Below are 26103 nucleotides of genomic sequence, written 5' to 3'. Positions count from 1 at the left end.
CGCACATGAGGTGTGCGTCGGCCCGCCAGCCATAACAACGAGATGATAACGTCATGATGAGTACATCCCGTACCCTGCCCGAGACGGTAGGATGGGTCAGACAGGAGGGTCTGGCCTTGAACCTGCCCACCGATCGGCTGGCCTTTCTGATTGCGATCAAGACCCTCTCCGAAGAGGAGTCCGATCTCTCGGAGGCCGCGCTGCACGACGCCTTCGGTTATGTCAGCAGCGCCTTTGGCCAGATGGACGAGACCCTGAGCGGTCGCGCCAACAACGCCATCAACGACCTCATTCGCCAGCAGCTGCTGTCGCGCTTCACCACCGACATGGTGGCGGGGGAGAGTCTCTATCGCCTGTCGCGCCTCGGCGTCGGCATCGTCGATTTCTTCCTGGAGAGCCGTCAGGTCGATTCCATCAAGCTCTCCATCCTGCTGGAGCACCTGGCCGCCGAGCTCGACACCGCCCGCAAGGCGGCGCTGGAGCTGGACACCCGGGAGCAGTGGGACGCCGAAGTGCTACCCCGCCTCAGTTTCTCCCTGGAAGAGACGCTTGGGCGCATCGATCTCACCCAGCGCGCCATGGATGAGCAGCAAAACCAGGTCAAGAGCGAGATTGCGGCCCTGCTGACCCAGAACTGGGTCGATGCCATCCACAGCTGTGAGAAGCTGCTCCACGAAACCGGCCAGACCCTGCGCGAGCTGCAAGATACCCTGGACGCTGCCGGCCATCGCCTGCAGGCCGGGCTGCTCAACATTCAGGAGGCGGCGCAGGGCCGTGACGATCTGTTCCACGTCGAGGAGCTGACCCATGCCCTGCAGGGGCGTCTGGATGTCATCACCTCCTGGGGGCAGCAGTGCATCGAGCTCTGGTCCCGGTATGATCGGCACGTCCACAAGTTCATCCGCAACGCCATCGACATGGACAAGAACCGCGCCTTCAGCCAGCGGCTGCGCGAGTCCATCCGCAACTTCGAGCAGCACAACTGGCTGCTCAGGGTGGCCGAAGAGCCCCGTCTGCTGGAGCTGCGCGATGAAACCATCGCCATCCATGACGAGGAGGTGACCGGCGAGGTGCCCCTCGAGATGGAGTATCTGGAGATGGTGGACATCAACCAGGAGCTGGCGGAGCGCATCGAGCGCTACCTCGCCCGCTATCCCGAGAGCGAGTCCCAGCTGGATTTGGCCGACGTGTTGCGCGAATACCTGCTGGACTACCCGGCCCATGCCCACTTCGATGTGGCGCGCCTCCTGATCGATCAGGCGGTGCGTCTCGGCCATGCCAGCGGTGAGCGCGAGCTGCACCGTCAACCCGCATGGAAACCCATCAACCAAGCAGGATCCAAGGTTCAGGCCTATGTCATCGATCAATACTGAGTTTCCTCTGCCGCTGCGCCTCGCCGAGGCCATCGCCAACCCCTTGTTTCCGCGCATCGACACCGCCCTGCGCGCCGGCCGCCACATCAGTGCCGACGATTTCGAACCCCACTCTGCGCTGGTGGAGTATCACGGCGAGCTGGAGATCTTCTACGGCCGTTATCAGGTCGAGCTCATCAAGGCGCCGGAAGGCTTCTTCTACCTGCGTCCGCGCCCGAGCGCCGACATCGGCACCACAGTTTTGTCCGAGCTCGACATGCTGGTGGGCAAGGTACTTTGCTACCTCTACCTGAGCCCGGACCGGCTCGCCTCGGAAGGGGTGTTTGCCACCAGCGAGCTGCAAGAAGAGGTACTGAGCCTTGCCGACGAGAAGCAGCTGCTGCGCATGGTCAACAGCCGCTCCGGCGGCACGGATCTGGACAAGAAGAAGCTCTTGGAGAAGATCCGCACCTCCATGCGCCGCCTGCGGCGTTTGGGGATGATCACGGCCCTTGGCAACGGCGACAAGTTCCGGGTCAACGAGTCCGTGTTCCGCTTTGCCGCCGATGTGCGCTCCGACGAGGATCCCCGCGCCGTGCAACTGCGGATGATCCAGGAAGGGGAAGCCATCTTCCACGACGACGAGATGCCGAGCAGCGATTCCCTGTTCGAGGACATCGAATCGGATCTGGACGAAGAGCAGCTGGAGCTGGAGGTGGAAGATGATCTGCAACGTTAAATTTTTGGCCCCGACGGGGATGATGGCTGTGATGGAGAGTGCGGCGTGAGAGGCAAATTCAAATCCCTGACCATGGTCAACTGGAACGGCTTCTTCGCCCGCACCTTCGATCTCGACCAGCTGGTCACCACGCTGTCCGGCGGTAACGGGGCGGGCAAGTCCACCACCATGGCGGCCTTCATCGCGGCCCTGATCCCCGATCAGTCCCTGCTCCATTTCCGCAACACCACGGAGGCGGGCTCCAGCAGTGCGTCCCGTGACAAGGGGCTCTACGGCAAGCTGCAGCGCGGCCACTGCTACTCGGTGCTGGAGGTGATGAACAGCCGCGAGCAGCGGATCTGGGTCGGTGTTCACCTGGAGCAGGTGGCGAACCGGGACAACAAGGTCAACATCACCCCCTTCGCGCTGGTGGATGTGCCCCAGGAGCTGTCCCCCACGGATCTCCTGCTGGAAAAACTCGAAGGCGGCAAGGGGCGGGTGCGCGCCTTCACCGACCTGAAGGGGGCGGCCGCCGAACTTGGCGCCATGAAGCTCGCCAAGTTCAATACGGTGACCGATTATCACAACTTCATGTTCGAGTTCGGCATCACCCCCAAGAAGCTGCGTGATCAAAAAGATCGCGGCAAGTTCTACCGCTTGATCGAGGCTTCCCTCTACGGCGGCATCTCTTCGTCAATCAGCCGCTCCCTGCGCGAATACCTGCTGCCGGAAAACTCCGGGGTGCGCAAGGCGTTCCAGGACATGGAGGCGGCCATCTACGAGAACCGCCGTACCCTGGAGGCCATCAAGGAGACGCAAGGCCAGCGGGATCTGTTCAAGAACCTCATCACCGAAACCACCCATTACGTGGCGGCGGAGTATGTGCGGGGCAGTGCCGAGAAGAGCCGCCTCTCCGAGCTGGCCCTGAAGGCCCGGGCGGAGCTGGCGGGCAAGCGCCGTCTGCTTGCCGAAGAGAAGCAGCGTGCCATCTATCTCGCGGACGAGGTGGATCAGCTCACCGGCCGCGAGAAGCTTTTGACCGACGAGCTGGAGTCCGCCGCCGAACACCTGGCCAGGGTGCTGGCGGCGGTGGCCCTGCAGAAGAAGATCGCGCTCTATCGTGCCGATCTCGCCGAACTCAATGACAAGCTGGAGCAGCAGCAGGCGGTGGTGGAGGAGATCCACGTCCAGTTGCTGGAAGTGGAGGAGCGCCGGGAACTGGCGATCGCCGAGGTAGACAGCCTCAAGACCCAGCTTGCCGACTATCAGCAGGCGCTGGACATCCAGCAGACCCGCGCCATCCAGTACCGCCAGGCAGTGCAGGCCCTCGATGCTGCCCGCGAGCAGTGCGAGCTGCCGGGGTTGACCGCCGAGCAGGCGAGCGAGACCCTGCATCAACTGCGCAGCACCGAGCAGAGCCTCACCAGCCGGGTGCTGGGAGCCGAGCAGCAGCTCGCCCTGGCGAAGGCCGCGGTAGCCGAACACGAAGCGGCCCTGACGCTGCTCCTTGGCATCGCCCCCGAGACCGCTCGCGAGGCCGCCTGGCCCACCGCCCAGGCTCTGCTCAAGCGTCATATCGAAGACAAGGCTCGCGTCAATCAGGGGCAGGGGCTGCGCGCCACCCTGGCCCGCCTGGAAAAAGAGAGCGAGAGCCAGAAAACCCTGTTCAAGCTGCGGGATGAACTGACCGAGGCGTCAGGCCAGCAGATCGGCAGCAGCGACGAGCTGGAACTCTTCCTCGAAGCCCAGCGCACCCGCCAGGAAGAGCTGGCCGAGCAGCAGGCCGAGACAGCTCAGCGCCGTGCCAGCCTGGAGCACCAGGGTGCCCAGCTTGGCCGTGACATTGGCGAATTAACCAAACTGGCGCCGCGCTGGCTGAAATCCTTTGAAAAACTCGAGCAACTGCGCGAGCAGAGCGGCTTGCCGCTGGCCAGCGCCGAAGCGCTCTCCGCCGGCATGCAGACCGTGCTCGACAAGGAGCGGGAGTTCGAGCAGGAGAGCAACCGCATCCAGGCCCAGAAGCAGGCGCTGGAGCTGCAAATTCGCAACCTCCAGCTGGGGGCCGGAGAGGCGGATCCGCGCCTTGCCCGCATCGCCGAGCAGGTGGGGGGCGTGCTGCTCTCCGATGTCTATGACGACATCTCCATCGACGATGCCCCTTATTACTCCGCCCTCTACGGCCCGGCTCGCAGCGCCCTGGTGGTGCTCGACCTTGAAGGTGCCATCGAGCGGCTCAAGAAGCTGGAAGATTGCCCGGAGGATATCTACCTCATTCAGGGTAATCCTGACTCCTTTGATGAGGATCTGGTGGAGGCGGACGAGCTCGGCGACGCCGTGCTGGTGCGCAGCAGCAAACGCCAGGTGCGTTTCTCCCGCTACCCCGAATTGCCGCTCTTTGGCCGCGCCGCCCGCGAGAAGCGCATCGAGCAGCTCGATCTTGAGCGTGAAAACCTCATCGAAGGCTACGCCAAGGCCGCCTTCGAGCAGCAGAAGTATCACCGCCTCTATGGTCACTTCCGCGACTTCATCGGCCAGCATCTGGACATCGCATTCCGTCCGGATCCGGAAGCCGAAGTGGACGCCAAGCAGAGCGAGCTGCGCAAGTTGCAGGGAGCCATGGGGGAGTGCGACAAGCAGCTCGCCGAGGCCAAGGCCGCCGGTGCCCAGCTGACCCGCCACATCCAGCTGGTGCAGGCCATGCTGCCCTATGCCCATCTGTTTGAGGAAGGGGATCTGGCGGCGCGTCTCGAAGGTGCCCGCGCCGATGTGGAGAGCCTGAAACAGGCGGAGGCCTTCATCGCCAAGCACGGCAAGGCGCTGGAGACGCTCGAGGGCAAGGTGCAGGTATTGCGTCAGGATCCGCAGGATCTCGCCGCCCTGCAGGCCACCTACGACGAGGTGAACGGGTTGCTGGCGGAGCAGAAACGCCGTGTCTATGCCCTGGATCAGCTGGTGGCCCGCCTGCCGCATTTCGCCTATCAGGACGCACAAGACTTGCTCGGCAAGGCGTCCGAGATGAGTGAACGCCTGAAAGAGAAGCTCAAGGCAGCGGAATTGACTGCCAGAACCGAAGGTGAGCAGCACAAACAGATCGCCCAGCGCCACACAGAGGCGTTGCAACTGCGCACCGCGCTCGATTCCAGCGCGTCGGCCAAGGGGCAGACTCTGGCGGAGTTCGAGCAGGAGCTGGGGGCCATGGGGTTGACTCTTTCCGAAGACATGGAAGAGAAGTCCCGCGCCCACAAGAAAGAGATCGAAGAGCTGCTCATTCGCACCCGCTCCCGTCGCACCAGCGCCGAGGCCCAGTTGCAGGTGACCAAGCGGGAGATCGAATCCCTCGGCGGCCGTCTGAAGCTCGAAGGCAAAGACTACTTCGGTGCCCGCAAATCCCTGGTGGGCCACAAGGCGAGCTGGTCGCGAGTGGTGCGTCTGGCCCGCGACACCGACGTCGAGAAGCGCCTGAACAAGCGCGAGCTGGCGTATCTTGACAGCGACGAGCTGAGATCCATGTCGGACAAGGCTCTCGGCGCCCTTCGCGTCGCCGTGGCGCACGACGAGGCCCTGCGCGATGCGCTGCGTCTGTCCGAGGGCAACCGCAACACAGAGCAGAAGGTCGCCTTCTACGTGCAGGTGTATCGTTATTTGAAGGATCGCATTCGCAACGACATCATCCGCTCGGACGATCCGGTGGAGGCCATCGAGGAGATGGAGATCGAGCTGGCGCGCCTCGCCGATGAGCTCAAGCAGCGGGAGACTCACTTGTCGCTTTCCTCCCACGAGGTGGCGGCCAAGATCACCAACATCATCCGCCGGGAGCAGAACCGTATACGGGTGCTGAACCAGGGCCTGCAGAATATCGCCTTCGGTCTGGTGCGCGGGGTGCGCCTCAACGTCAATATCCGCGAGGCTCACACCCGATTGCTGACCGCGCTCGCGGATCAGACCGCCATGCACAACGATCTGTTCGCCGACAAGGAGCTCAGCTTCTCCGAGGCCATGGCCAAGTTGTTCCAGCGTCTCAACCCGCAGATTGAACAGGGGGAGCGCAGCTATCAGGTGATGGGAGACATCCTGCTGGACTATCGCAACTACCTGGAGCTGGAGATCGAGGTGCAGCGCGGGGCAGACGGCTGGCTGCGGGCGGAGAGCGGAGCGCTCTCCACCGGCGAGGCCATCGGTACCGGTCAGGCCATCTTGCTGATGGTGCTCATCAGCTGGGAGGAGGAGTCCCGCCGTCTGCGCGGCAAGGACATCGCCCCCTGTCGTTTGCTGTTCCTGGACGAAGCGGCGCGCCTTGATGGCAAGTCCATCGCCACCCTGTTCGAGCTGTGCGAGCGTCAGGACATGCAGCTGCTCATCGCGGCGCCGGAGAACATCAGCCCCGAGAAGGGCACCACCTACAAGCTCATCCGCAAGGTGCAGGGCAAGCACGAGCACGTGCACGTGGTGGGGCTGCGCGGCTTTGGTTTCGCCGATGACAAGCTCATTGCCTGATCCGGGTTCCCCTGACAGGGGCTGACGGAGCAATACGCAAAACGGGGGGCCAGGGCCTCCCGTTTTCCATGGCAAATGTGAGAGAGTAGGCCTCTGTTGGCAGGGGCCAGATTGGTGCAAAAAGTGGTGATGAGAGTGGCGATGGAAGAGCGCATGAGAGGCAGGGTACAAAAAGGGCTGCTGGTCTCCTTCAGCCTGCTGCTGGCGGCCTGCAGCAGCCAGCCGGAGGCGGACAAGGGGGGGGACTGGCGCGGTTATACCCAGACCGGGCTTGCCTCCTATTATGCGGACCGCTATCACAACCGGAAGACGGCGAGCGGCGAGCGGTACAATAACGGTGCCAACACCGCGGCCCACATGACACTGCCGTTCGGCTCCCTGGTGAAGGTGACCAACGTGGCGAACGGCAAGAGCGTGGTGGTGCGGGTCAACGACAGGGGCAACTTCCCCAGGGGGAGAGTGATCGATCTCTCCAAGGCCGCCTTCAGCAGCATCGGCAACCTCAGATCCGGCCTGGTCAGGGTCAATCTCGAAGTGGTCAACTAGTTCGCATGAGACAACACGCAGGCGGCTTGTCCTGTGGGTTCGGAAGGTGGCAGTTTTACTGGGAGGCTCCCCTTGGCATGCAGCCCGCCGGAGGGCGGGCTGCAACAGTGTCACCCTCTGTGGGTCGTGACGGATGTTCCCATCACCACATCATTTTTTTGGTTCACATCCAGGGTTGCCTGGTAGCTCTCCTTATAAAAGACCAGACCATTGTCGTCGTCCTGTTGCCATCCGGCACCCAGCAGAATTGTCACCGCCGCATCCAGCGGTTTGTTGCTGACAGCACGGTCAAGGATTTCGGCCACCTTGTTGGTGGAGAGGGTCGCAGGGGCCGATGGGTGCACCGCTGCCGCCGCGTGGTTTTGGGCGCGGGTCTTGTGGATGTCGCACCCATTGCCATCCGTCATCTGGGTACAACCGCTGCGCTCCAGCTTCTGCCGATAGGCGTCGCTGATCGCGTGGGCAGGGGCAATGGCGCCAAGGGTGATGCCGAGGAGGAGTGACAGGCTCAGGATCATCTGTTTGTGTTTCATGGTATCTATCCAGTTAATGAGAAATAAAAAGCCAAACCGGGTTTCTGGGAGATGAGTCTACGTCAGTGCTGGTCAGGGGGAGGGGAGATCAACACTGCCAATGTCCCTCGTAGTCGTAACATTGCTCGCGCTGGTCACTGTGATGTCGGTGGGCATGATAGGTATTTTCCTTGTGGCGGTTATCTTCATCCTTTTCATGTTTCGCCTTGTCGGCTTCATGTTTTTTGTGGATGCCGTATGCGATCCCGCCTGCCGCAGCGGCGGCACTGCCGACCAGCAAGGCTTTCTGGGTTGTCGTCATATTGTCCATGGCACAGCCGGTCAGACTGACCGTGACCACCAATATGCCGACGCATTGCCTGATGAATACCATTTTCATAGCAAACAACTTCCATATATTAATGTTGAACTGTTTCCAATGTGACCATAGCCGTAGTCTGTGGTCCGTTTTGTTGTTATGTTGCAAGCAAAAAAATAACAGGCAGTGAGATATTTCAGTCAGATGGATGGCTGTTATTTATTGTCAGAAAATAAATGTTAAACCTGTCGTTCGCTGCCAAATAAAAATAATGATTGTGTATATCGGTATGAGTGAATGACAGCGACTAATTGATCGTGACGCCGGCTATTCTGCCCGATGGCGACATATCAAACTCCACAATGACGCCGGACTTTCGCCAGCGGGTATGTTCGTCGTTCATGGCATGCCAACCGCTGCCTTCCATATAGTCCACGGCTTCTCCCTGATAATCACCCGCGATGTGTGAATCAAGATCTTGCAGGATCTCATGGGTGGCATCGCGATGGTCGCGGTATGACGCCACATCCTGTCCGTGTCGATACCGAGCGGGTTTGATTTCACAGGTGCCATTGGCCTCACTGACCTGGGTACAGCCGGATTGTTCCAATTGCGCGCGATAGGCTTCACTGATGGCAAAGGCCGGTTGGGCACAGACTCCTGTCATCGCGATCATCAATATCATGTTCCACTTTTTCATGGCGTTGACCCTCTCCTGTTAACGGTACCAGCAGCGTGAGCCATTATCGGCCTGGCTGGCATCCGGCAGCGTTTCGCAGTCCGGGAGTGCGATGCCATCTCGGGTGATCATATCGTTATCCTGGCGATATTGTTGGCTGCCAGAGGTGGTGACACAGCCAGCCAGAAATAGATTGGCTCCGATGATGATTAATGCCATCAAGGTGGTTCTCATATAATTACTCCTATGGATTGGTAAAACGTTTTCTGTTTTCGGGGACGACATCTGATAATTCAGATCCTGTTTTCCAATCGGTTAATGACATTGTTCCTCCTGGAATGTGATGAACATCATAGTTTTTCTAAATAGTAAAAATAAAGAGGTCAGACCTGGCATTTTATATTGTTTTATCTGTTTGATTTTAATGGATAAAAATAAAAATACCCCTTAAGTGTTAATTTTTGGTTGGGTATGGTGAGTGCAACTGTTGTTGAATATGTGAATAGGTATTGGTATTTGAGATGTCATAAATAAAATTGATTACAATTAATCACCTGGCGTTAAATGAAGCCAATAAATCCATTTATTTAATCGTCTGTTATTGCCACAGCGTCATATCACGCAGCAATAACGATTGATGGGATCATCCATAAGGGATCTCCCTGGGAAGTCATCGACGCGGCTCACCGATGAGCACGACATGGAGACATGAATAGCCGGCTCACCCAATGCCTGGGTGAGGTTGTGGCGCCGATCCGACACCGCAGCCTGATCTGCCCGATTTTTGCTGCTTGGCAGTGGGTTGGTCGGTCGATGTTTCTGCCAGATCCTTCCTTCATTTTTAAACATTGCGATGTTGATAAATAAAAAGTTGTTTAAAAATCCCGAGTCGGAGTGCTATCTTGTGGCCATCAGGTGCAACCCAAGGGTATGAGACCCATGACCATCGAACGTTATGCCACCAGCAAGCCTTTTCCGTTTGCCGATGCGGTGAAAGCGAACGGTTTTGTTTTTTTATCGGGCCAGGTATCCATGAGTACCACGGGTGAGCCTTTGCAGGGGTCGGTCACGGAGCAAACCAGGCGGATCATGCAATCTATCGCGGCGACGCTGGCCCGCACCGGGGTGGATCTCGACCATGTGGTCAGGGTGCAGGTGTGGCTGAGCGACATGAAGCACTTCGCCGAATTCAATACCGAATATCGCAACTGGTTTACGAGCGGCTTTCCGGCCCGTTCGGTGACCAGCAGCACCTTGGCATTTGGGTTGGATGTGGAGATCGAAGTCCAGGCAATAGCGGCAACGAGAGGGGCGGCATGAATCTGGATCGCGAGAGTCTGCTCACCGTGTTGATGGCATCCCTCGAAACCCTCAAGACCACCATCCCCGCCAATACCGAAGCCGTATTGCATGATCTGACCCGGCCTGAAGAGTCCGTCATCGGTATCGTCAATGGGCACGTGAGTGGCCGGTGCGAAGGGGATGCCCTCCTGTCCGGCCCGGATGATGACATGGGATTCTTGGGGCTGCTCGATGGGGCATCCGATACCCGATATCGCACCTTCAGCGGTTATGTGTCGAGAACGGCGACCGGGAAGCGCTTGAATAGCGCATCGACCATCTATTACGGCGAGGGTGGCGTACCTTTGGTTGCCTTCTGTCTCAACGTCGATATGGAAGCGGTCAATCAGCTGAAACGCGACCTGGATTATCTGTTCCAGCCCGCCAGCATGGAGGAGGAGACGGGTGGCAAATCGAGCACGATTTCCCTCCAGACGCTTGATGACGTGTTGCAGCGATACCGGCAGACCGGGGCTGAGAGCAAGATTGATTTCAGACGGCGTGTCGTGTCCGAGATTCATGGGCTGGGCTTTTTCAAGATAAAAGGCAGTGTCAATCATGTCGCCAGGGCGTTGGGGGTGACGCGATACACGATTTACAACTATCTGGAGAGATTTGATGAACAATAGTGGCTCGACAAGGATCCCCTTCTATCAAGTGGATGCCTTTACCTCCCAGCCCTTTGGTGGCAATCCGGCCGGGGTGTGTCCCCTGGAGACCTGGCTGGAAGATGAGGTGCTCCAGTCCATCGCCATTGAAAACAATCTGTCAGAGACGGCTTTCTTCATTCCGACGAATGATGGCTATCACCTGCGCTGGTTTACCCCCGGGGTTGAAGTGGATCTGTGTGGCCACGCGACCCTGGCAGCCGCCTGGGTACTGTTCAACAAACTGGGCCATGCCGATGAGCCGATCCGGTTTCACACCCGCAGCGGGCTGCTAACGGTGACTCGCTCGGGTCATGAGTTCTGCATGGATTTCCCGGCCAAGGTGGCAACACCGATAGAGACACCCGCCGGTCTGCTGACCGCTCTGGGTATTGATGGCGAGGTAGTCGGGGTATGGCGGTCCGATGACTTGATCGTGCTGGTGAATGACAAAGAAGTCATTGAAGGGCTGGCCCCGGATTTCAATACCCTGGTGCAGTTTGATACCCGTGGTGTCATCGTGACGGCGGCCGATGATCGCTTCGACTTTGTCTCCCGCTGGTTCGGGCCTCAGGTCGGCGTCAACGAGGATCCGGTGACCGGCTCTGCACACACCTTCCTCGCACCGTTCTGGGCCGCTCGCACAGGCAAGCGGGAGTTGATTGCCCAGCAAGGGGGGGCACGCAAGGGGACACTCCGCTGCCTGGTGCGTGATGATGGTCGCGTGGAGCTATATGGCGAGGCCCGCATGACCATTGAAGGTACCTTCCTGCTGTAATCCATCAGGCCGCACCAGATGTGCCTGCACCATCAAGCATGTATCAACCAGGGTGAGCACATGATTGGCGGCGCCATCAGCAGGACCTCGCCTTTGGGTCACCCTGCTAGCCGAGATGTCGGGAGCCGATACCCGCCTTGATACCCGCCAGGATCCGAAGAGGATCCGCAAGGAGCAATAGGAATAAGGAGCGATAGGAGTATGGAAAACAACGCCTGGCTGGTGATCAGCGCCCATCGCAGCGAATACCCGGAGCCCATCACCTTCATCAAGGGCACCCCGCTTATGGTGGGTGAGCGGTATGAAGGGGCAGAGGATTGGCAGGATTGGTTCTTCTGCCAGTGTGCGGGCCAGCAAGGGGGCTGGGTGCCGGCTCAGCTTATCGAGTGGCTGGACAAGGGCCAGGCCCGTGCCCGGGAGGACTGCACGGCCCGGGAGCTGAACGTGCAGCCGGGTGATCAGCTGATTGGCCATCGGATGATCAACGGCTGGATCTGGTGTGACAACGCCGAGGGAACGGCCTCTGGCTGGGTGCCACTGGCCAATCTACAAGCGCTGCGGGAGCCATAAACCCTTAGTGGCGCCACGGACGCTCTGCTGTGCTCCTTCGTCTGCTGTTCAATAGGATGAACAGTCTGTCCATATTGTCCGTCTATATCCATCAATAACCTGCTCTTACACTGCCTCTCATCTTGAAGGATGTGTCCATGGTCCGCTGGCAAGTCGCGGCGAGGGGCATCCTTGGTCCATGTGTCTCTTGATAGGGGAGTGTGATGATGAAAGCAGACAAGCTGGTGTCGATAGCGGTACTCAAGGCCAAAGCGGGCATGGGAGAGGCGCTGCGGCGCGAGTTGCAAAAGCTCGTCGCGCCGACCCGGCGCGAGCCGGGCAACCTTGATCACGTGTTGTTCGAGCTCAAGGATGAACCGGGCACCTTCTATATGCGGGAAGCCTTCGTCAGCCGGGCAGCGCTCGATGATCATTGTGCCACCGACTATTTCCAGGCCTTTGCCAGCCGGGCCGATGTGCTGCTGGCCGAACCCCTGCGTCTCATCTTCCTGGAGGAGGTGGGCCCCTTGGCCTGATGAACACACCGCTTTTGAGAGGCGATGTCCCGGCGATGCGGACCCTGGCTTCGCTATCCTTGCCAAGGGGATTGGCGATGTGAACAGAGACCCGAGCGGTGGATGGGTGAAACACCCGTCTGCCGTGCTGGGGAGGGAAGGCGATAAGCCTGGCTCATGGGAGGTGACATGAAGAGGACCCTGGTGCTGGTACGTCACGGCAAGTCCAGCTGGGATGAGGCAGATCTGCCGGATAGAGAGCGGCCACTGGCCGAGCGCGGCAAGCGCGACGCCCCCATGATGGGCAGGCGCCTGGCGCAGGAGGGGGTGATACCGGATCTGATCCTCTCAAGCCCCGCTTGTCGGGCACGGGAGACGGCGCGCCTGCTTGCCGATGCGCTTCAATATCCTGGGGAGATAGCCTTCGATGAGCGGATATACGAGGGAGAGGTTTGCACCCTGCTGGCGCTGATAGAGGAGCTTGCAGACGACAAGAAGTGCGTGATGCTGGTGGGGCATGATCCCGAGTTCACTGCGCTGGCTCACCGCTTCTCCCGGGGGATCACCCGGATGCCCACCTGCGCCATGGCCCGTTTTCTATTCGAGGGGGCGTCCTGGTCGGTCATCCCTGGCCTCGTTCCAGTTCGTGTCTGGTTTGATTGCCCCAAGCAGCCGTAAGCCCGTGTCATCGGGCGCCTCGCCTTCATGACAGCAGGGGCCTTCGCCCCTGCCTGTTTTTCCCGATTTCCCTAGCTCACCGTGAAGGAGAGCATCATGCCGGTATCCTCGTGCTCCAGCAGGTGGCAGTGGGCCATGTAGGCACGCTCTTTGGGGGCCGGGTGATCGAACTGAATGAGCACCTCGCTCTCACCCCCCTCGACCCTGACCATGTCCTTCCAGCCGCTGCGATGGGGCAGGGGCGTGAGGCCGTTCTCTTTCAGGATGCGAAAACGGGCGCCATGGATATGGAAGGGGTGCAGCATCATGTCCCCCTTGCCGGAGAGGGTCCAGTGTTCCAGTTTGCCCCGCTTGGCCTCAAAGGCCGGCACGCCCATCTCGAAGGCTTGATCGTTGATGCGATTTGCACTGAAGAGGCGCTCTCCCAGCGGCGTCATGCCTGCGTCCGCACCCTGGGACATCCCCGCCATGGCGCCGTGATCCATGCCTTTCATGTCCTTCATTCCTTTCATGGCTGGCATGGGCTTGTCGGCCGGGGCACCGTGCTCGGCCATGCTCATGCCGCTCATGGCCGCCGGTCCATATTGCTCCATCAGTCGTTGCATGCCGATCCTGTCGAGCGCCGGATCCATGGAGAGTTGGAAGTGACGACGAGTCCAGCTCCCATCCTCGGTGGGCAGGGGCGGGAGGCTTCTCAGCTGATCCGGCAGGCTCGATGTGATGCCCTGGGAGGCGGGAGTCAGGGTGAGCAGCGGCAGCGGCTGATCGAAGGGGGGCAAGGCCATACCCATCTGGCTGACGGGTAGGGCGAGCAACTCGACGCGCTTGTCCTGGAGTTCTACCAGCACTTCGAAGCGCTCCCCCATCAGCACCTCCAGTTCGGTGAGTTTGACGGGCTCGGGCAGGAAGCCGCCGTCCGAGGCGATCACATAGAAGGGTTGGTTGTCATCGAGGGCCAGGCGCAGGGAGCGGGCGTTGCAGCCATTGAGGATCCGCAGCCGCACCCAGCCGCGGGGTGCCTGATGCTGGGGGGCCAGGGCGCCGTTGACCAGGGGCAAGTCCCCGAACCAACCCACGGCGGCGCTCATCTCATCGAGCCGATAATCGATCTGTCCCTTGCCGTCGAGCCGCTTGTCCTGAATGACCACGGGCAGATCGTTGATGCCCCAGCGGGCGGGGAGCGGCCAGCGGGCGCTCTCCTCGTCATCGATGAGAATGAGGCCGGCGAGCCCCATGGCCACCTGACGTCCGGTCTTGCCGTGGGCATGGGGGTGGTACCAGCAAGTGGCGGCGGGTTGGGTCAGGGTGAAGCGGCTGGTGAGGGTCTCTCCCGGTCCTATCATGGCCTGGGGGCCGCCGTCGGCATCGCCCGGGATCTCCAGGCCGTGCAGATGCACTGTGGTGGTTTCCGGCAGCTGGTTCAGGGTATGGAGCTGGACGGCCTGGCCGGTGCGCAGTTTCAGGGTCGGGCCGAGCAGGGCACCGTTGTATCCCCAGGTCACCGCCTCCTTGCCGCGCCAGGCGGTGACACCCGCCTTGGCGGTCAGGGCGATATTGCCCTGGGCATCCGGGGAGAGCAGGGGCGGGATGGGCAGGCTGGGGGCTTCGGCGGCGGAGAGAAAACGGGTGTAGGAGAGGGGCAGTGCACCGGCGAGGCCGAGCAGGGCGCTTCGGATCAAAAAGTCACGTCTGTTCATCGCATTCATCTCCTGGGAAATCATGGTCAAGGCAACCTTGGCTCTTCCCCCTGATGGAAGGTCAAGCCGACCACAGGTACCCGGGTACCCTGTTCGTTCATCGAGGGTCAGGGTTCATCTGCTGGCTCATGGTGTCGATGAAGTCGCGAAGCACAGGCGCGATGGGCTTCCCGGCCTCCTCGGGGGCATAGAGTACGCAGACATCGGCCGGGATCGGCTGCTCTAGGCGCACGAAACGCACGTGCGGCCATTTTTGGTGAGCATAGCTGGCAGGCGCCAGGGCTACCTGCTGACTGGTGGCGACCACGGCCATCAGGGTATTGGGTTCAACCACCTCCTGATTGAGCTGGGGATAGAAGCCCTCCATCAGGCAGGCGTTGATGATGAGATCGGTGGAGGCCGAGTTGGCCCGGCTCATCAGTACGAAGCGCTCGCCCGTCAGCTCGGTGAGGGAGACCCGCTTGCGATCCCGCAGCGGGTGTTCATCCGATACCGCCAGCATCATGGACTCGGGATAGACGCTCTCGGCCTGCAGGGGGTGGATGTTGAAGGTGTCGGCAAAGCGGGCAAGGCCCAGGTCTATCTCCTTGTTGGCCAGCGCCAGCTTCTGTTTCTCCGGCGACAACTCGGTAAAGGTGATCTCGTACTCGGGATGCAGCCGATGACACTGCCTGATCACCTCGCCAAAACCGGCCCAGAAGATGGAGCTGACCAGCCCGATGCGGATCTGGTTGTGCTCCATCCGTCCCGCTTGCACCACCTTGTTGAGGCCGCTTTCCAGGACATCGAACAGCAGGGTGCACTCCTCCATCAGCCGTCGCCCCGTGGGGGTGAGGCTGACCTGGCGGGTGTGGCGCTCGAACAGGGTCAGCCCGAGCACGGTTTCCAGCTCCTTGATCTGGGCACTCAGCGGTGACTTGGAGACGTTCAGTTGCTCGGCGGCCCGGCTGAAGTGACCGCTGCGCGCCACCTCGTGGAAGTAGCGTAGCATCTTGAGGGTGACGCGCTCGCGCCAGTGACTGTCCAGGGACAAGATAACCTCCGGTGGATTGATGAGGCGGGGTGAGATCCCCGTCAAACATTGGGCATTCGCCGCCACGGGCAGGCCCCTGCCTGCGGGGGGCGCAGGGGATCCGGTTCACACTTTGACCTCCGCTCGTGGGGCCCGCTTACCCCTCATGCTCTCTTCATGGCAACAAAATGGCGTCAATTGGCGTCATTTTTGCCGGTTTTCCCTCCCGGCTCGCCATGCTGATGGGTTTATTGTGCCGAAAATCAGGATAAAAGAACCGATTTTAATGATTTTTTTAGCTATGTGTCTTCCCTAGAGTGAGCCCATCAGTCATCACTCACGAGGTTCATCCCATGCAACAAGATCCCGTTCTGAATGCCGTCGCCACCATTTTGTCCCGCAAGCCGGGCTTCTCCCCCCGGGCCGCCATGATCCTGGGATCGGGTCTCGGGGTGTTGGCCGATGCGCTGGAAGAGAGAGTCAGCATCCCCTACGAAGAGCTGGACGGCTTCCCGGTCAGTACCGTGGCCGGTCACAGCGGCGAGCTGGTGCTCGGCAAACTGCATGGCGTCGACGTCATCTGCATGAAGGGGCGTGGTCACTACTATGAGCACGAAACCATGAAGGTGATGACCACCCCGGTGCGCACCTTCAAGCGCCTGGGTTGCGAGTTGCTGCTGGTGACCAATGCGGCCGGCTCATTGCGCCCCGAGCGGATCGGGGTCGGCTCCCTGGTCATCTTCAACGATCACATCAACACCATGCCGGGCACCCCCATGACGGGCGCCAACGACGAGGCCTACGGCCCGCGCTTCTTCAGCCTGGCCAACGCCTATGACAAGACATTGCGGCAAGAGGCGCAGGCGATTGCCGACGCAGAGGGGATCGCCGTCAATCAGGGGGTCTTCGTCTCCTACAGCGGCCCCTGCTTCGAGACTGCCGCCGAGATCCGCATGATGCAGATCATCGGCGGTGACGTGGTGGGCATGTCGGTGGTGCCCGAGGTGATCAGCGCCGCCCATTGCGGTCTGCCGGTGCTGGCTATCTGCGCCATCACCAACATGGCCGAGGGGCTGGGTGACGTGCAGCTCTCCCACGAGCAGACCCTCAAGTGTGCCAAGTTGGCGGAAGCGGACTTCATCTGCCTCATCAACGCCTTCGTGCAGCGCCACTTCCAGTAACGGCTGACCAGGAGGTCATATGTTTGCAGCAGGATTTCTCGGCATGGCGGCCCTCGTGCTCATCGCCGTGCTCGCCTCGACCAATCGCAGGGCCATTCGCCTGCGCACCGTCGGGCTGGCGCTGGCCTTGCAAGTGGCCATCGGCGCGCTGGTGCTCTACGTGCCGCTGGGACGGCGCGCACTGGAGGGGATGGCCCACGGGGTGGACGCCGTGCTGGCGAGCGGCAAGGCGGGTATCCACTTCCTGTTTGGCAACCTGGTCAACTTCTCGGTGGACGGCATCGGTTTCGTGTTCGCCCTCAACGTGTTGCCGCTGGTGGTTTTCTTCTCGGCGCTGATCGCCGTGCTCTACTACCTCGGCATCATGCAGGCGGTGATCCGTGTCATCGGGGGTGGTATGGCCAGGCTGCTCGGCACCTCCCAGACCGAGTCCATGTCGGCGGTGGCCAACGTCTTCGTCGGCCAGAGCGAGGCCCCCCTGGTGGTCAAGCCCTATATGTCGAAGATGAGCGACTCCGAGTTCTTCGCCGTCATGTGTGGCGGCATGGCGTCGGTCTCCGGCACCGTGCTCGCGGGCTACGCCATGATGGGGGTGGACATGCAATACCTGCTGGCGGCCTCCTTCATGGCAGCGCCAGGGGGCATACTGTTTGCCAAGCTGATCATCCCCGAAACCAGTCAGCCGGACTATGTGTTCGACAACAGCATCCAGTTCGATGGCAAGAAACCGGAAAACGTGCTGGCTGCCGCCGGAGAGGGGGCCAGCAGTGGCCTCAAGCTGGCCGCCGCCATCGGTGCCATGTTGATCGCCATGATAGGGCTGGTTACGCTCGTCAATACATTGCTCGGCGGGGTGGGGGAGATGGTCGGCATGCCCCTCTCTCTTGAGCTCATCCTGGGTTGGATCTTCTCGCCGCTCGCCTTCCTGCTGGGGGTGCCGCTCGCGGATATCGGTGTTGCCGGTGCCATGATCGGCAAGAAGCTGGTGGTGAATGAATTCGTCGCCTACAGCGATCTCGCTCCCTACCTGAAAGACGCGAGCACCGTGAGCGCGGCCGGTCTGCAGGTGCTGGAGGAAAAATCCAAGGTGATCATCAGCTTCGCGTTGTGCGGCTTTGCGAACCTGGCCTCCATGGGGATCCTGATCGGCGGCCTCGGTACCCTCTGCCCCTCACGGACCGATTTCATCGCCCGCCATGGTCTGCGCACCGTGCTGGCGGCCACCTGTTCCAACCTGATGAGTGCTGCCATCGCCGGGATCTTCTTCTCCCTGGCGCTCTGACGCTCACCTCTCTGTGCGGGGCGCTGCGGCGCCCCTTTTTATGACCCTGATTTCAACCTTGTCGGAGCTTCTTATGTCCCCAGCCAATCCTCTGGATATCAAACAGGCCGCCCGCCTGGCCATCAGCCTGATGGATCTCACCAGCCTCAACGACGACGACACCGATGCTCGCATCCTGGCGCTCTGCCAACAGGCGGCGACCCCGCATGGCCACACGGCCGCGGTCTGTGTCTATCCCCGTTTTGTCGCCCTGGCGCGCCAGGCCCTCGCTGCCCAGCACACCTCGGCGATCAAGGTCGCGACCGTGGTGAACTTCCCCGGTGGGGATCAGGAGCCGGACGCCGTGCTGGCCGAGACTCGCGCAGCGCTGGCTGACGGCGCGGACGAGATCGATCTGGTGATCCCCTGGCGCGCCCTGATGGCCGGGGACGAGGCGCCTGCCCGGGCACTGGTACGCCGCTGCAAAGCACTCTGCGGTGATAGGGTGCTCAAGGTGATCATCGAGTCCGGCGAGTTGAAGACGCCCGCACTCATTCGTGCCGCTTCTCTGCTCGCCATCGAGGAGGGCGCCGATTTTATCAAGACCTCCACCGGTAAAGTGCCGGTCAATGCCACCCCGGAAGCCGCCCGCATCATGCTGGCAGCCATCGCCGACTCGGGAGCCCGGCAGCGGGTCGGTTTCAAGGCGGCGGGCGGGGTGCGCAGTGCACAAGAGGCCGCCGATTATCTGGGCATGGCGCAGGAGCTGCTTGGCGAGCGTTGGCCGGATGAGGCCCATTTTCGCTTCGGCGCCTCCAGCCTGCTCACGCAGTTGCTGGCGGTGTTGAATGAAGAGGAAGAGGGGGTGGCGTCCGCATCCGCCTATTGAGTCCCGGCAATCCCATGGCGCCTCCCGGGGCCTTCATCAGAGATCCATTCCATGTTCCATCATCGTTTCCCTGTCGCCCTGGCCCACGGCAAGGTGCTGCTGTTCACCCTGCTCATCAGCCTCTCTTTCCCCATCGGCAGCGCCCTGACGGCGGCGCTGGATCCCCTGGTGGTCACCTGGGTACGCTACCTGCTGGCGGCGCTCTGCTTCGTGGTGTTGCTGACGGGTCAGCGCAAGCTGGTACTGCCCTCATGGCGGGATCTGGGGCGCTATACCCTGATCTGCTTGCCGGCGCTTTGTTACTTCGTCGCGATGTTCGTGGCCTTGCAGGAGACCAGCGCCCTGGATGCCAGTGCGCTCTATACCACAGTGCCGTTGATCAGCGCGCTGGCCGGCATGGTGATCATGAGAAGACCCATCGGCCTGTGGACGGGGCTGGCCCTGATGGGAGGCATGGTCGCCGCGGCCCTCATCATCTTTCGGGGCGATCTCGGCCAGCTGGCATCGCTGAAGCTGACCGCCAGCAACCGCCTCTATCTGCTCGGCTGCGTGGCCATGGCCCTCAACCCCATCGTGGTCAAGCGCTGCTATCGGGGGGAATCCTTCGTTCATCTCACCTGCTGGACCCTGATCTGCGCCAGCGTCCTGCTCACGCTGGTGACGGCCCCCCGTTTGCTGGCCGCAGACTGGCAGGCCGTCACCCTGCCGCTCTGGCTGGGCATGGGGTATCTGGCGCTCTTCGCCACGGCCCTGAGTTTCTTCCTGTTCCAGCAAGGTAGCGTGGTGCTGCGGCCGGAGCAGGTATCGGCCTACACCTTCCTCATTCCGGTGCTGGTGCTGCTCTGCGATCGGTGGCTGGGCAGTGCCATTCCCTGGCAACAGGTGGGTGGGGGAATAGCCGGGGTTCTGGTCGCCATGGGGATGATGGTGTGGGCGCCAGCCCGCGGTGCCGTCCGCACTCAGGCCGGCGCTGGCTGACATCGCTGTTGCCGGCGGGCCTTGTCAGCTCTGGGGTATCCTCACCCCCTTGTCGAGATAGAGGCTGCTGTAGTGGGCACGGTGGGTGACCAGCATCACCTGATGGCGACTGCCGTCGGAGAGGATGATGAAATCCCCGGCCTGGGCGGGGCTTTGCAGGGCGATTTCGTGCTCGGGGGCCGTCAGTTTGTCGGCTTCTTCGCGAAAGCTGAGGGTGTAAGAAAACATATGGTGCTCCACGACAGGCACATATACAGACACGTATTCACAACTTTAGCCGTCAGTGCCGGGATCCGCGGCGCCCGAGCGGCACCGATGGCGCAGATAGTTCATCAAAGGAGGAGAGGCTGGGAGTTCAGGGCCGCCCGCTCAGCAGGATGGCGCCGCCCAGGGTGATAAAGAGCCCGCCAGTGATGCGACCAAACAGACGCTGGCTGCGCCCGGTATGGAAGTAGCGACCGGCGCGCTTTGCCAGGGCAACGTAGCAAAGGTGCACCAGGCTGACGATGATGCAGATGGTGAGATACATGGTGATGAACTGCAGGGGCAGTGGGCTCTGGTGATCGAGAAACTGGGGCAGCAGGGCACAGAGGAAGATGATGGTCTTGGGATTGCTGGCCGAGACTAAAAAGGCCTCCCGCAAGAAAGAGAGGGTCGTCCTGGTGCGCTGCTGGCCGGTTGAGGGGCGCGTACCCGGTGCGTTTTCCCTGGCCGCCCGCAGCGCCTTGTATCCGAGATAGACCAGATAGCCACCCCCTGCCAGCTTGAGGGCGATGAAGAGGGGGGGCAGGGTTTGCAGCAGGGCACCCACCCCCATGGCGACCAGGGTAATGAGCATGGCCTGGCAGCAAAGATTACCGAGAATGCTGATGATGGCGGCACGCCAGCCGTACTGAAGACCGTTTTTCACCACCAGCAGCACGTTGGGGCCCGGGGTCAGCGTCGCCAGCAGATAGGCCAGCAGGAACAACATCCATGTGTGCGGATCCATGAGCACTTCCTTGATGCCAAAGCAGCATGATGCCAGCGAATTTGACGCCCCGTCCAGCGGCTTGTCGGTTCCTTTTCGGGCAGCGTGCAGCCGCCATATCGGGATAGCACAGCCTGCTGCTTATGAGATTACTGGTAGCCAGAGATATAAAAAAACCGCCATTAGGCGGTTTTTATTGCTGTCACGCCCTATTTCAGGGCTTTCTTCAGCTTCTTGATCTTGCTCTCCTGCTTGGCGATCTTCGCTTCGCGGGATTTGATCTGCTTCTTGATCTCTTTTTTGGACGCTTTGGCCATGGTATTTCTCCTTGTTTGAAGGGCGGCGCGTTGCCCTTGAGGGTCTTTCCATCGACATCGCACTGATGGTTGGGTGAATGGTGCTGTGGCCCGATGCGCCTTGTCCCGAGTTGTGGCTCTGGCGTCCGGCCGAGGGAGGAACGGACTCATTCTGCCTGTTTCCCCCGTCACCAGCGTCTCTACAACCTAGTGTTATTTGTCCACAAAGCAAGCAAAAAATCCGCATCAAGAGTCAAGTGATGACGCTTTTGATGGGAAAACCCTGGCCCAGGAAGGCGAAGAAAACAGATTTTGCATCAATGGTTTGGCAATAAAAAAGCGCCCGGTGGGCGCTTTGATGGCAATGCCGTCAGGGGGGATCAGGCCTTCTTGAGGTAGGCGGCGACCAGCACGATCTGCACGCCATTGACCTTGCCTTCGATGTGAAGAGGGTTGTTGGTCAGGCGGATCCCTTTGACCAGGGTGCCGCGCTTGGCGGTGAAACCGCCGCCCTTGACCTCCAGATCCTTGATCAGGGTGACCGAGTCTCCTTCCACCAGAACGGCGCCGTTGGAGTCGACGGTGGGGACGCTGTCGTCATCATCGGTTGCCATGCCCGCTTCGGCCCAGGCCTTGGTCTCTTCCTCCATGTACATCATGTCCAGCATGTCCTGCGCCCAGATCTCGCCACGAGCAGCCAGGGCCTTGAGCTGACGCCATGCCATCACCTGTACCGCAGGGACCTGGCTCCACATGCTATCACCCAGGCAACGCCAGTGGTTGACCACTGTGGTGTCCGGCTGCTCCAGCTGACCACGGCAGGTGGCACAGAGCGCCACGCTATGATCGTCGTCGCTGGCGGGGGAGTGGGGCACCGGGAAGGCAGTCAGGACGTGCTCTGCTCCACAGAGTTCACACTTGGCGCCCGCGCGCGCTTGCAGGATGGCATTGATGGTCATGTTTCGATTCCGTTTATAGGGGGAAAACGGCCCGCCAGAGCGTGCCGTGCTAACAAGGGGGCGGAATATAGCACAAATCCACGTTGTTTGTCAGGCTACCCGGGGCATTGGGGTTGCGTGGCTACCAGACAAGGGACCTTGGTGAGCGGCGTCGCATCTTTGCCGGAGTGGCCGATGCAGGCTGGACGGTGGCCGTGTATCGAGGTGGGCAAGGGATGCATTTTGGCGGCAGATCGCTAGAATGAGCCTCCTTTTTATTGCAGGACAAGCTTGCCTTGCTCGCTCATCGCTTTCAACAACTGGACGGCTTGCTGACGCAGACCCGGCGCTGGTGGCAATACCAGCCCTATCACCACCTGAGCCTCGCCTTCGCCGAGGAGACACCCGCCCTGGCCGATTGCCTCAATGCACTCGGTCTGGATGAGGTCATGGCGCTCGACGCCGACATGGGGGCGCTGTGCGACCTGCTCGCCCCCTGGATCCCGCAAGGGGCCGAGCTGCATGCCCTGAGTGAGCTTGATCCCTTCATCCCCGAGCCCATCACCTGCGGCAAGGGGATGGCGATGTATATGCCGGGACGCAAGCAGGCCCAGATTGAGGCCTTCGTCGGTACTCTGCCAGCCCATCAGGGGCCCTACTTGGAGTGGTGTGCCGGCAAGGGACACCTTGGGCGCCTGGTCTCCCTGCATCGGGGGGCGGAGGTGACCAGCCTGGAGTTGCAGGGTCAGCTGTGCGAGGAGGGGCGCGCGCTGGCGACCCGGGACGGCGCCAGGATGCAGTTTGTGAAGGCCGACGCCTTCGCCCCCGAGTCGGGAGCCCTCATCGGCGCGGAGCACCACGCCATGGCCCTGCACGCCTGTGGCGAGCTGCATACCCATCTGCTGGAGCGGGTCGCCGAACGGGGGGCGAGGGGAGTGACGCTTTCCCCCTGCTGCTATCACCTTATTCGCGACGACCACTATCGGCCCCTATCCGAGGCGGCGAAGGCCAGCCGTTTGCACCTTGGCAAGAGCGATCTCAAGTTGCCGCTGCAGGAGACGGTGACCGGCGGTGCCCGCATCGCCCGTCTGCGCGAACAAGAGGTGGTGTGGCGCCTGGCGTTTGATTGCCTGCAGCGGGCGGTGCGCGGGGTGGATGCCTATATGCCGGTACCCAATATGCAAAAGAGTCTGCTCACCGACGGCTTCGAGGCATTCTGTGGCTGGGCCGCCGAGCGCAAGGGACTGGTGCTGCCTGCCGGGTTCGACTATGCCGCCTTCCTGGCAAAGGGAGAGCAGCGCTACGGGGATGTCGCCCGCATGGAGCTGGTACGCCACCTGTTTCGCCGCCCGCTGGAGATCTGGCTCATGCTCGATCGCGCTCTCTTCCTGCAAGAGCAGGGCTATCGGGTGGAGGTGGGGGTGTTTTGCGACAAACCGGTGACACCGCGCAACATTCTTATCCGGGCGGTACTCCCCTGATCGCCAGCCCTATTGCGGCCCGGCAGCGCAAGCCATATCAGGCCGCTGGTCTCAACCTTGGCCGTATCAGCGGATATTGAGGGGAAAGCAGGCCTGGCTCATGGGACCGGGCAACCTATTTTTGCCAGCGCACCGTCGTTAAATGTTTATATCCCTCTCATCGATGCTGGAATATCGCCGCAGGCAATAATCCAGGGGGCGCGTTATCACAAAGTGAAATAGCTCACAGAATCATCAGATTCTTAATTCTCGTCGTGAATTTAGTAATTCAAACGCCTATGCTCGGCCTGTCCATTATTTCACGACAAGGATTGCCATCATGTTTCAACCCAAGTTCTGCGCCTGGCTGGTAACGGCGCTGTGCGCCTCCTCGGCGCAGGCCGCCATGAATATTCAGCCCGATCCACAAAATAGCGGTGGCTATGTGATTGCCGCTGCCGATATAACGGCCGTTGAAAAATCCAAGACGGCCAATCCCATGTATGGTGTCTGGTCAAAGGCCTTGGCCACGCGCCCCAATGTCATCGTGGATGCCATAGTGCCGCGCCTTGCCAGCAATCCGGAAAACGTGAAACGGGTCGAGCGGGTATTTACGGAATCGGATTGGGACTTTCTCACCCAGATGGCCGCGCCTGAATATACCTATGAGCGCTTCTTGCGCGCCGTCGGTAAATTCCCCGCCTTCTGTGGTGAATATACCGATGGTCGCAATGCGGATGCCATCTGCAAGAAATCCATCGTGACCGCCTTTGCCCATTTCGCCCAGGAGACCGGTGGTCACATCGCCAAGAATAACAGTTCGGATAATCCCCTCGGCCTGGAAGAGTGGCAGCAGGCGCTGGTACATGTGCGGGAGATGGGGTGGTCGGAAGGGCAGACTGGCTATACCACGGGTTGTGGCCAGAATGACTGGCAAAACAAGAAATGGCCTTGTGCCAACGGCCAGGGCTATTTTGGCCGCGGGGCCAAGCAGCTCTCCTATCACTTCAACTACGGCGCCTTCTCCGAGGCGATGTTCGATGGGGATGCCAGCGTGCTGCTCAACGATCCCGGCCGGGTTGCCGACTCCTGGCTGAACCTGGCCTCGGCCATCTGGTTCTTCCTGACCCCGCAGGCCCCCAAGCCCGCCATGCTGCATGTGATTGATCGTACCTGGGTTCCCTCCCAGCGCGAGATTGCCGCCGGAATTGGCTATGGTTTTGGCACCACCATCAACGTCATCAATGGCGGTATCGAATGTGGCGAGCAGAATAAAGACAAGGGGCAACCGGTCAACCGCATTCGTTATTGGGAAGGGCTGGCAGCCCATTACGGGATCCCCCTGCTGGCAGATGAAAAAAATACCTGCTGGCAGCAGACCCCTTACGGCAGTCTGAATTTGAACGGCGCCACCGATGTGCTTTATACCAACTGGGATGGCAACTGGAAATATTACGCCGACAGACCTGGTGGTTATTCCTTCGAGTGCGAGCTGGTGGGCTTTCAGACCGCTTATTCGGCACTGGTGCCGGGGGATTATGAGAAGTGTGTGACCAATGCCTATGGCTCTCATGCCAGTTGGCCCAAGGTCAGAATTGTCGCCAAGCTGGATCCCGCCCCGGTCGATCCTTCCAATCCGCCCGTTGGCGATATTCCAGCCTGGGTGGCCAGCAAGGTATATACGGCTGGCAACAAAGTGAGCCATCAAGGCGTCATTTATCAGGCCAAGTGGTGGACGCAAGGGGACGATCCCACCAAGGGTGGCCCCTGGGCACCGGCGCCTGATCAATAATCAGGTTCTCATGTGCAAAGCCTGATCAACAATAAAAATGCCGGGTCTATTCCCGGCATTTTTATTCATGAGGGAGGCGCCAAGATATCGTTGGTGCGGGTACCGCCATCATATGGGGAGTTGATTTGAAATCATGGCTGCTTTATTGATAGCGGCTCCTTTTCATTTCGAGTCCAATATGATCTTCTCTTCAGTGCGACTCTGCCCGGTTTGCCAGCAGCGACTATTTCCATTCAAGGCGACGCTGATCAGCCCCAAACTTAAATTCAATTGCAAGCACTGTGATACCCGGCTTGAGATGTACGAGGTACGCCGCCGTCCGCTTGTTAATGGGTTGCTGATGAGCGGCTTTCTCATGGTTGCGTTACGGGAAAGCGATGACCTGTTGAGCCTGGCGTTTGGCATCAAGGCGGCACCCATCTTGCTGCTGATGACCTGTGTGTCGTTGAAAACCAGTGCCCTGAGAGTGCGGCAAGGGGCCCCCGGATCGGCACCGTAGGT

26 protein-coding genes are annotated in these 26103 nt (G+C 60.6%); 17 read left to right on the top strand and 9 right to left on the bottom strand.

Going from position 1 to position 26103, the window contains the following annotated elements; genetic code table 11:
• The first annotated feature begins 53 nt into the window (after positions 1–53).
• From mukF to ACW5W7_RS11240, 4 genes are all read left to right on the top strand, one after another.
• Positions 54–1373: a chromosome partition protein MukF gene (mukF, locus tag ACW5W7_RS11255; protein WP_349917640.1), complete on the top strand. Its 1320-nt coding sequence runs from the start codon at positions 54–56 to the stop codon at positions 1371–1373.
• A complete protein-coding gene (mukE, locus tag ACW5W7_RS11250; protein WP_349917639.1) occupies positions 1354–2091 on the top strand; it encodes a chromosome partition protein MukE in 738 nt (245 codons plus the stop codon). Before mukF ends, mukE begins: the two co-directional genes overlap by 20 nt.
• 45 nt (positions 2092–2136) lie before the next feature.
• On the top strand, positions 2137–6564 hold the full coding sequence (mukB, locus tag ACW5W7_RS11245; protein ID WP_456501756.1) for a chromosome partition protein MukB: 4428 nt from the start codon (positions 2137–2139) through the stop codon (positions 6562–6564).
• Between the two features lie 153 nt (positions 6565–6717).
• Positions 6718–7110 (top strand): septal ring lytic transglycosylase RlpA family protein, encoded by a 393-nt coding sequence (locus ACW5W7_RS11240; protein ID WP_456501755.1) that lies wholly within the window; start codon positions 6718–6720, stop codon positions 7108–7110.
• 110 nt (positions 7111–7220) lie between these two features.
• Here ACW5W7_RS11240 and ACW5W7_RS11235 read toward each other — a convergent pair whose 3' ends face one another.
• From ACW5W7_RS11235 to ACW5W7_RS11220, 4 genes are all read right to left on the bottom strand, one after another.
• On the bottom strand, positions 7221–7643 hold the full coding sequence (locus ACW5W7_RS11235; protein ID WP_456501754.1) for a hypothetical protein: 423 nt from the start codon (positions 7641–7643) through the stop codon (positions 7221–7223).
• Between the two features lie 88 nt (positions 7644–7731).
• The gene (locus ACW5W7_RS11230) at positions 7732–8022 is read right to left on the bottom strand and encodes a hypothetical protein (protein WP_349917630.1); all 291 of its coding nucleotides are present in this window, start codon (positions 8020–8022) and stop codon (positions 7732–7734) included.
• 226 nt (positions 8023–8248) lie between these two features.
• Positions 8249–8641, bottom strand: a complete 393-nt coding sequence (locus ACW5W7_RS11225) for a hypothetical protein (protein WP_456501753.1) — start codon at positions 8639–8641, stop codon at positions 8249–8251.
• A gap of 18 nt (positions 8642–8659) precedes the next feature.
• Complete coding sequence (locus tag ACW5W7_RS11220; protein ID WP_349917628.1) at positions 8660–8854, bottom strand: hypothetical protein; 195 nt, start codon at positions 8852–8854, stop codon at positions 8660–8662.
• Between the two features lie 705 nt (positions 8855–9559).
• On the opposite strand from ACW5W7_RS11220, the gene ACW5W7_RS11215 reads away from it, so the two are divergent.
• The 6 genes from ACW5W7_RS11215 (at position 9560) to ACW5W7_RS11190 (ending at position 13128) form a co-directional block, all read left to right on the top strand.
• Positions 9560–9940, top strand: coding sequence for a RidA family protein (locus ACW5W7_RS11215; protein ID WP_456501752.1), 381 nt, complete (start codon positions 9560–9562; stop codon positions 9938–9940).
• Complete coding sequence (locus tag ACW5W7_RS11210; RefSeq protein ID WP_456501751.1) at positions 9937–10590, top strand: helix-turn-helix transcriptional regulator; 654 nt, start codon at positions 9937–9939, stop codon at positions 10588–10590. The genes ACW5W7_RS11215 and ACW5W7_RS11210 overlap by 4 nt, the downstream gene beginning before the upstream one ends.
• Positions 10580–11386 carry a PhzF family phenazine biosynthesis protein gene (locus tag ACW5W7_RS11205; RefSeq protein ID WP_456501750.1) on the top strand — a complete coding sequence of 269 codons (807 nt, stop codon included), beginning with the start codon at positions 10580–10582 and terminating at the stop codon, positions 11384–11386. The genes ACW5W7_RS11210 and ACW5W7_RS11205 overlap by 11 nt, the downstream gene beginning before the upstream one ends.
• 201 nt (positions 11387–11587) lie before the next feature.
• Positions 11588–11956 carry an SH3 domain-containing protein gene (locus ACW5W7_RS11200; protein WP_456501749.1) on the top strand — a complete coding sequence of 123 codons (369 nt, stop codon included), beginning with the start codon at positions 11588–11590 and terminating at the stop codon, positions 11954–11956.
• A 206-nt stretch (positions 11957–12162) separates the two neighbouring features.
• On the top strand, positions 12163–12471 hold the full coding sequence (locus ACW5W7_RS11195) for a putative quinol monooxygenase (RefSeq protein WP_456501796.1): 309 nt from the start codon (positions 12163–12165) through the stop codon (positions 12469–12471).
• A gap of 168 nt (positions 12472–12639) precedes the next feature.
• Positions 12640–13128: a SixA phosphatase family protein gene (locus ACW5W7_RS11190; RefSeq protein ID WP_456501748.1), complete on the top strand. Its 489-nt coding sequence runs from the start codon at positions 12640–12642 to the stop codon at positions 13126–13128.
• Between the two features lie 71 nt (positions 13129–13199).
• Here the strand turns inward: ACW5W7_RS11190 and cueO are convergent, their stop codons facing one another.
• A complete protein-coding gene (cueO, locus tag ACW5W7_RS11185) occupies positions 13200–14825 on the bottom strand; it encodes a multicopper oxidase CueO (RefSeq protein WP_456501747.1) in 1626 nt (541 codons plus the stop codon).
• 97 nt (positions 14826–14922) lie between these two features.
• Entirely contained in the window at positions 14923–15858 is a 936-nt protein-coding gene (locus ACW5W7_RS11180; protein ID WP_456501746.1) for a LysR family transcriptional regulator, read from the bottom strand.
• 332 nt (positions 15859–16190) lie between these two features.
• Here ACW5W7_RS11180 and xapA point away from each other — a divergent pair, with 332 nt between their 5' ends.
• From xapA to ACW5W7_RS11160, 4 genes are all read left to right on the top strand, one after another.
• Positions 16191–17018, top strand: coding sequence for a xanthosine phosphorylase (xapA, locus tag ACW5W7_RS11175; RefSeq protein ID WP_456501745.1), 828 nt, complete (start codon positions 16191–16193; stop codon positions 17016–17018).
• 19 nt (positions 17019–17037) lie between these two features.
• Positions 17038–18300, top strand: a complete 1263-nt coding sequence (locus ACW5W7_RS11170) for a NupC/NupG family nucleoside CNT transporter (RefSeq protein ID WP_456501744.1) — start codon at positions 17038–17040, stop codon at positions 18298–18300.
• A gap of 73 nt (positions 18301–18373) precedes the next feature.
• Positions 18374–19168, top strand: a complete 795-nt coding sequence (deoC, locus tag ACW5W7_RS11165) for a deoxyribose-phosphate aldolase (RefSeq protein WP_456501743.1) — start codon at positions 18374–18376, stop codon at positions 19166–19168.
• A gap of 51 nt (positions 19169–19219) precedes the next feature.
• A complete protein-coding gene (locus tag ACW5W7_RS11160) occupies positions 19220–20146 on the top strand; it encodes a DMT family transporter (protein WP_456501742.1) in 927 nt (308 codons plus the stop codon).
• 24 nt (positions 20147–20170) lie between these two features.
• Here ACW5W7_RS11160 and ACW5W7_RS11155 read toward each other — a convergent pair whose 3' ends face one another.
• The 3 genes from ACW5W7_RS11155 to ACW5W7_RS11145 all read right to left on the bottom strand — a co-directional run bounded on the left by ACW5W7_RS11155 (position 20171) and on the right by ACW5W7_RS11145 (position 22371).
• Positions 20171–20374: a hypothetical protein gene (locus tag ACW5W7_RS11155; protein ID WP_349917601.1), complete on the bottom strand. Its 204-nt coding sequence runs from the start codon at positions 20372–20374 to the stop codon at positions 20171–20173.
• Positions 20375–20501: 127 nt separating this feature from the next.
• Positions 20502–21137 (bottom strand): LysE family translocator, encoded by a 636-nt coding sequence (locus tag ACW5W7_RS11150; protein ID WP_456501741.1) that lies wholly within the window; start codon positions 21135–21137, stop codon positions 20502–20504.
• Positions 21138–21792: 655 nt separating this feature from the next.
• On the bottom strand, positions 21793–22371 hold the full coding sequence (locus ACW5W7_RS11145; RefSeq protein WP_456501740.1) for a PhnA domain-containing protein: 579 nt from the start codon (positions 22369–22371) through the stop codon (positions 21793–21795).
• A 257-nt stretch (positions 22372–22628) separates the two neighbouring features.
• On the opposite strand from ACW5W7_RS11145, the gene ACW5W7_RS11140 reads away from it, so the two are divergent.
• The 3 genes from ACW5W7_RS11140 to ACW5W7_RS11130 all read left to right on the top strand — a co-directional run bounded on the left by ACW5W7_RS11140 (position 22629) and on the right by ACW5W7_RS11130 (position 26101).
• Positions 22629–23831, top strand: coding sequence for a methyltransferase (locus ACW5W7_RS11140; protein WP_456501739.1), 1203 nt, complete (start codon positions 22629–22631; stop codon positions 23829–23831).
• A gap of 319 nt (positions 23832–24150) precedes the next feature.
• Complete coding sequence (locus ACW5W7_RS11135) at positions 24151–25602, top strand: chitinase (RefSeq protein WP_456501738.1); 1452 nt, start codon at positions 24151–24153, stop codon at positions 25600–25602.
• 133 nt (positions 25603–25735) lie between these two features.
• Positions 25736–26101, top strand: a complete 366-nt coding sequence (locus ACW5W7_RS11130) for a hypothetical protein (RefSeq protein ID WP_456501737.1) — start codon at positions 25736–25738, stop codon at positions 26099–26101.
• The last annotated feature ends 2 nt before the right edge of the window (positions 26102–26103 follow it).

This window comes from Aeromonas intestinalis, from assembly GCF_054052485.1.
Note: the sequence above shows the minus strand (reverse complement) of the source record. Positions and strands in the feature narration are given on the sequence as shown.

What these genes read in the sequence shown, in the direction of transcription:
- ACW5W7_RS11230 (WP_349917630.1), bottom strand. Translation starts at nt 8,022, where the DNA reads ATGAAAATGGTATTCATCAGGCAATGCGTCGGCATATTGGTGGTCACG.
- ACW5W7_RS11135 (WP_456501738.1), top strand. Translation starts at nt 24,151, where the DNA reads ATGTTTCAACCCAAGTTCTGCGCCTGGCTGGTAACGGCGCTGTGCGCC.
- ACW5W7_RS11145 (WP_456501740.1), bottom strand. Translation starts at nt 22,371, where the DNA reads ATGACCATCAATGCCATCCTGCAAGCGCGCGCGGGCGCCAAGTGTGAA.
- ACW5W7_RS11130 (WP_456501737.1), top strand. Translation starts at nt 25,736, where the DNA reads ATGGCTGCTTTATTGATAGCGGCTCCTTTTCATTTCGAGTCCAATATG.
- ACW5W7_RS11220 (WP_349917628.1), bottom strand. Translation starts at nt 8,854, where the DNA reads ATGAGAACCACCTTGATGGCATTAATCATCATCGGAGCCAATCTATTT.
- ACW5W7_RS11170 (WP_456501744.1), top strand. Translation starts at nt 17,038, where the DNA reads ATGTTTGCAGCAGGATTTCTCGGCATGGCGGCCCTCGTGCTCATCGCC.
- ACW5W7_RS11210 (WP_456501751.1), top strand. Translation starts at nt 9,937, where the DNA reads ATGAATCTGGATCGCGAGAGTCTGCTCACCGTGTTGATGGCATCCCTC.
- mukE (WP_349917639.1), top strand. Translation starts at nt 1,354, where the DNA reads ATGTCATCGATCAATACTGAGTTTCCTCTGCCGCTGCGCCTCGCCGAG.
- ACW5W7_RS11225 (WP_456501753.1), bottom strand. Translation starts at nt 8,641, where the DNA reads ATGAAAAAGTGGAACATGATATTGATGATCGCGATGACAGGAGTCTGT.
- ACW5W7_RS11190 (WP_456501748.1), top strand. Translation starts at nt 12,640, where the DNA reads ATGAAGAGGACCCTGGTGCTGGTACGTCACGGCAAGTCCAGCTGGGAT.
- ACW5W7_RS11200 (WP_456501749.1), top strand. Translation starts at nt 11,588, where the DNA reads ATGGAAAACAACGCCTGGCTGGTGATCAGCGCCCATCGCAGCGAATAC.
- ACW5W7_RS11155 (WP_349917601.1), bottom strand. Translation starts at nt 20,374, where the DNA reads ATGTTTTCTTACACCCTCAGCTTTCGCGAAGAAGCCGACAAACTGACG.
- ACW5W7_RS11205 (WP_456501750.1), top strand. Translation starts at nt 10,580, where the DNA reads ATGAACAATAGTGGCTCGACAAGGATCCCCTTCTATCAAGTGGATGCC.
- ACW5W7_RS11160 (WP_456501742.1), top strand. Translation starts at nt 19,220, where the DNA reads ATGTTCCATCATCGTTTCCCTGTCGCCCTGGCCCACGGCAAGGTGCTG.
- ACW5W7_RS11150 (WP_456501741.1), bottom strand. Translation starts at nt 21,137, where the DNA reads ATGGATCCGCACACATGGATGTTGTTCCTGCTGGCCTATCTGCTGGCG.
- xapA (WP_456501745.1), top strand. Translation starts at nt 16,191, where the DNA reads ATGCAACAAGATCCCGTTCTGAATGCCGTCGCCACCATTTTGTCCCGC.
- deoC (WP_456501743.1), top strand. Translation starts at nt 18,374, where the DNA reads ATGTCCCCAGCCAATCCTCTGGATATCAAACAGGCCGCCCGCCTGGCC.
- ACW5W7_RS11195 (WP_456501796.1), top strand. Translation starts at nt 12,163, where the DNA reads ATGAAAGCAGACAAGCTGGTGTCGATAGCGGTACTCAAGGCCAAAGCG.
- mukF (WP_349917640.1), top strand. Translation starts at nt 54, where the DNA reads ATGATGAGTACATCCCGTACCCTGCCCGAGACGGTAGGATGGGTCAGA.
- cueO (WP_456501747.1), bottom strand. Translation starts at nt 14,825, where the DNA reads ATGAACAGACGTGACTTTTTGATCCGAAGCGCCCTGCTCGGCCTCGCC.
- ACW5W7_RS11215 (WP_456501752.1), top strand. Translation starts at nt 9,560, where the DNA reads ATGACCATCGAACGTTATGCCACCAGCAAGCCTTTTCCGTTTGCCGAT.
- ACW5W7_RS11240 (WP_456501755.1), top strand. Translation starts at nt 6,718, where the DNA reads ATGAGAGGCAGGGTACAAAAAGGGCTGCTGGTCTCCTTCAGCCTGCTG.
- ACW5W7_RS11235 (WP_456501754.1), bottom strand. Translation starts at nt 7,643, where the DNA reads ATGAAACACAAACAGATGATCCTGAGCCTGTCACTCCTCCTCGGCATC.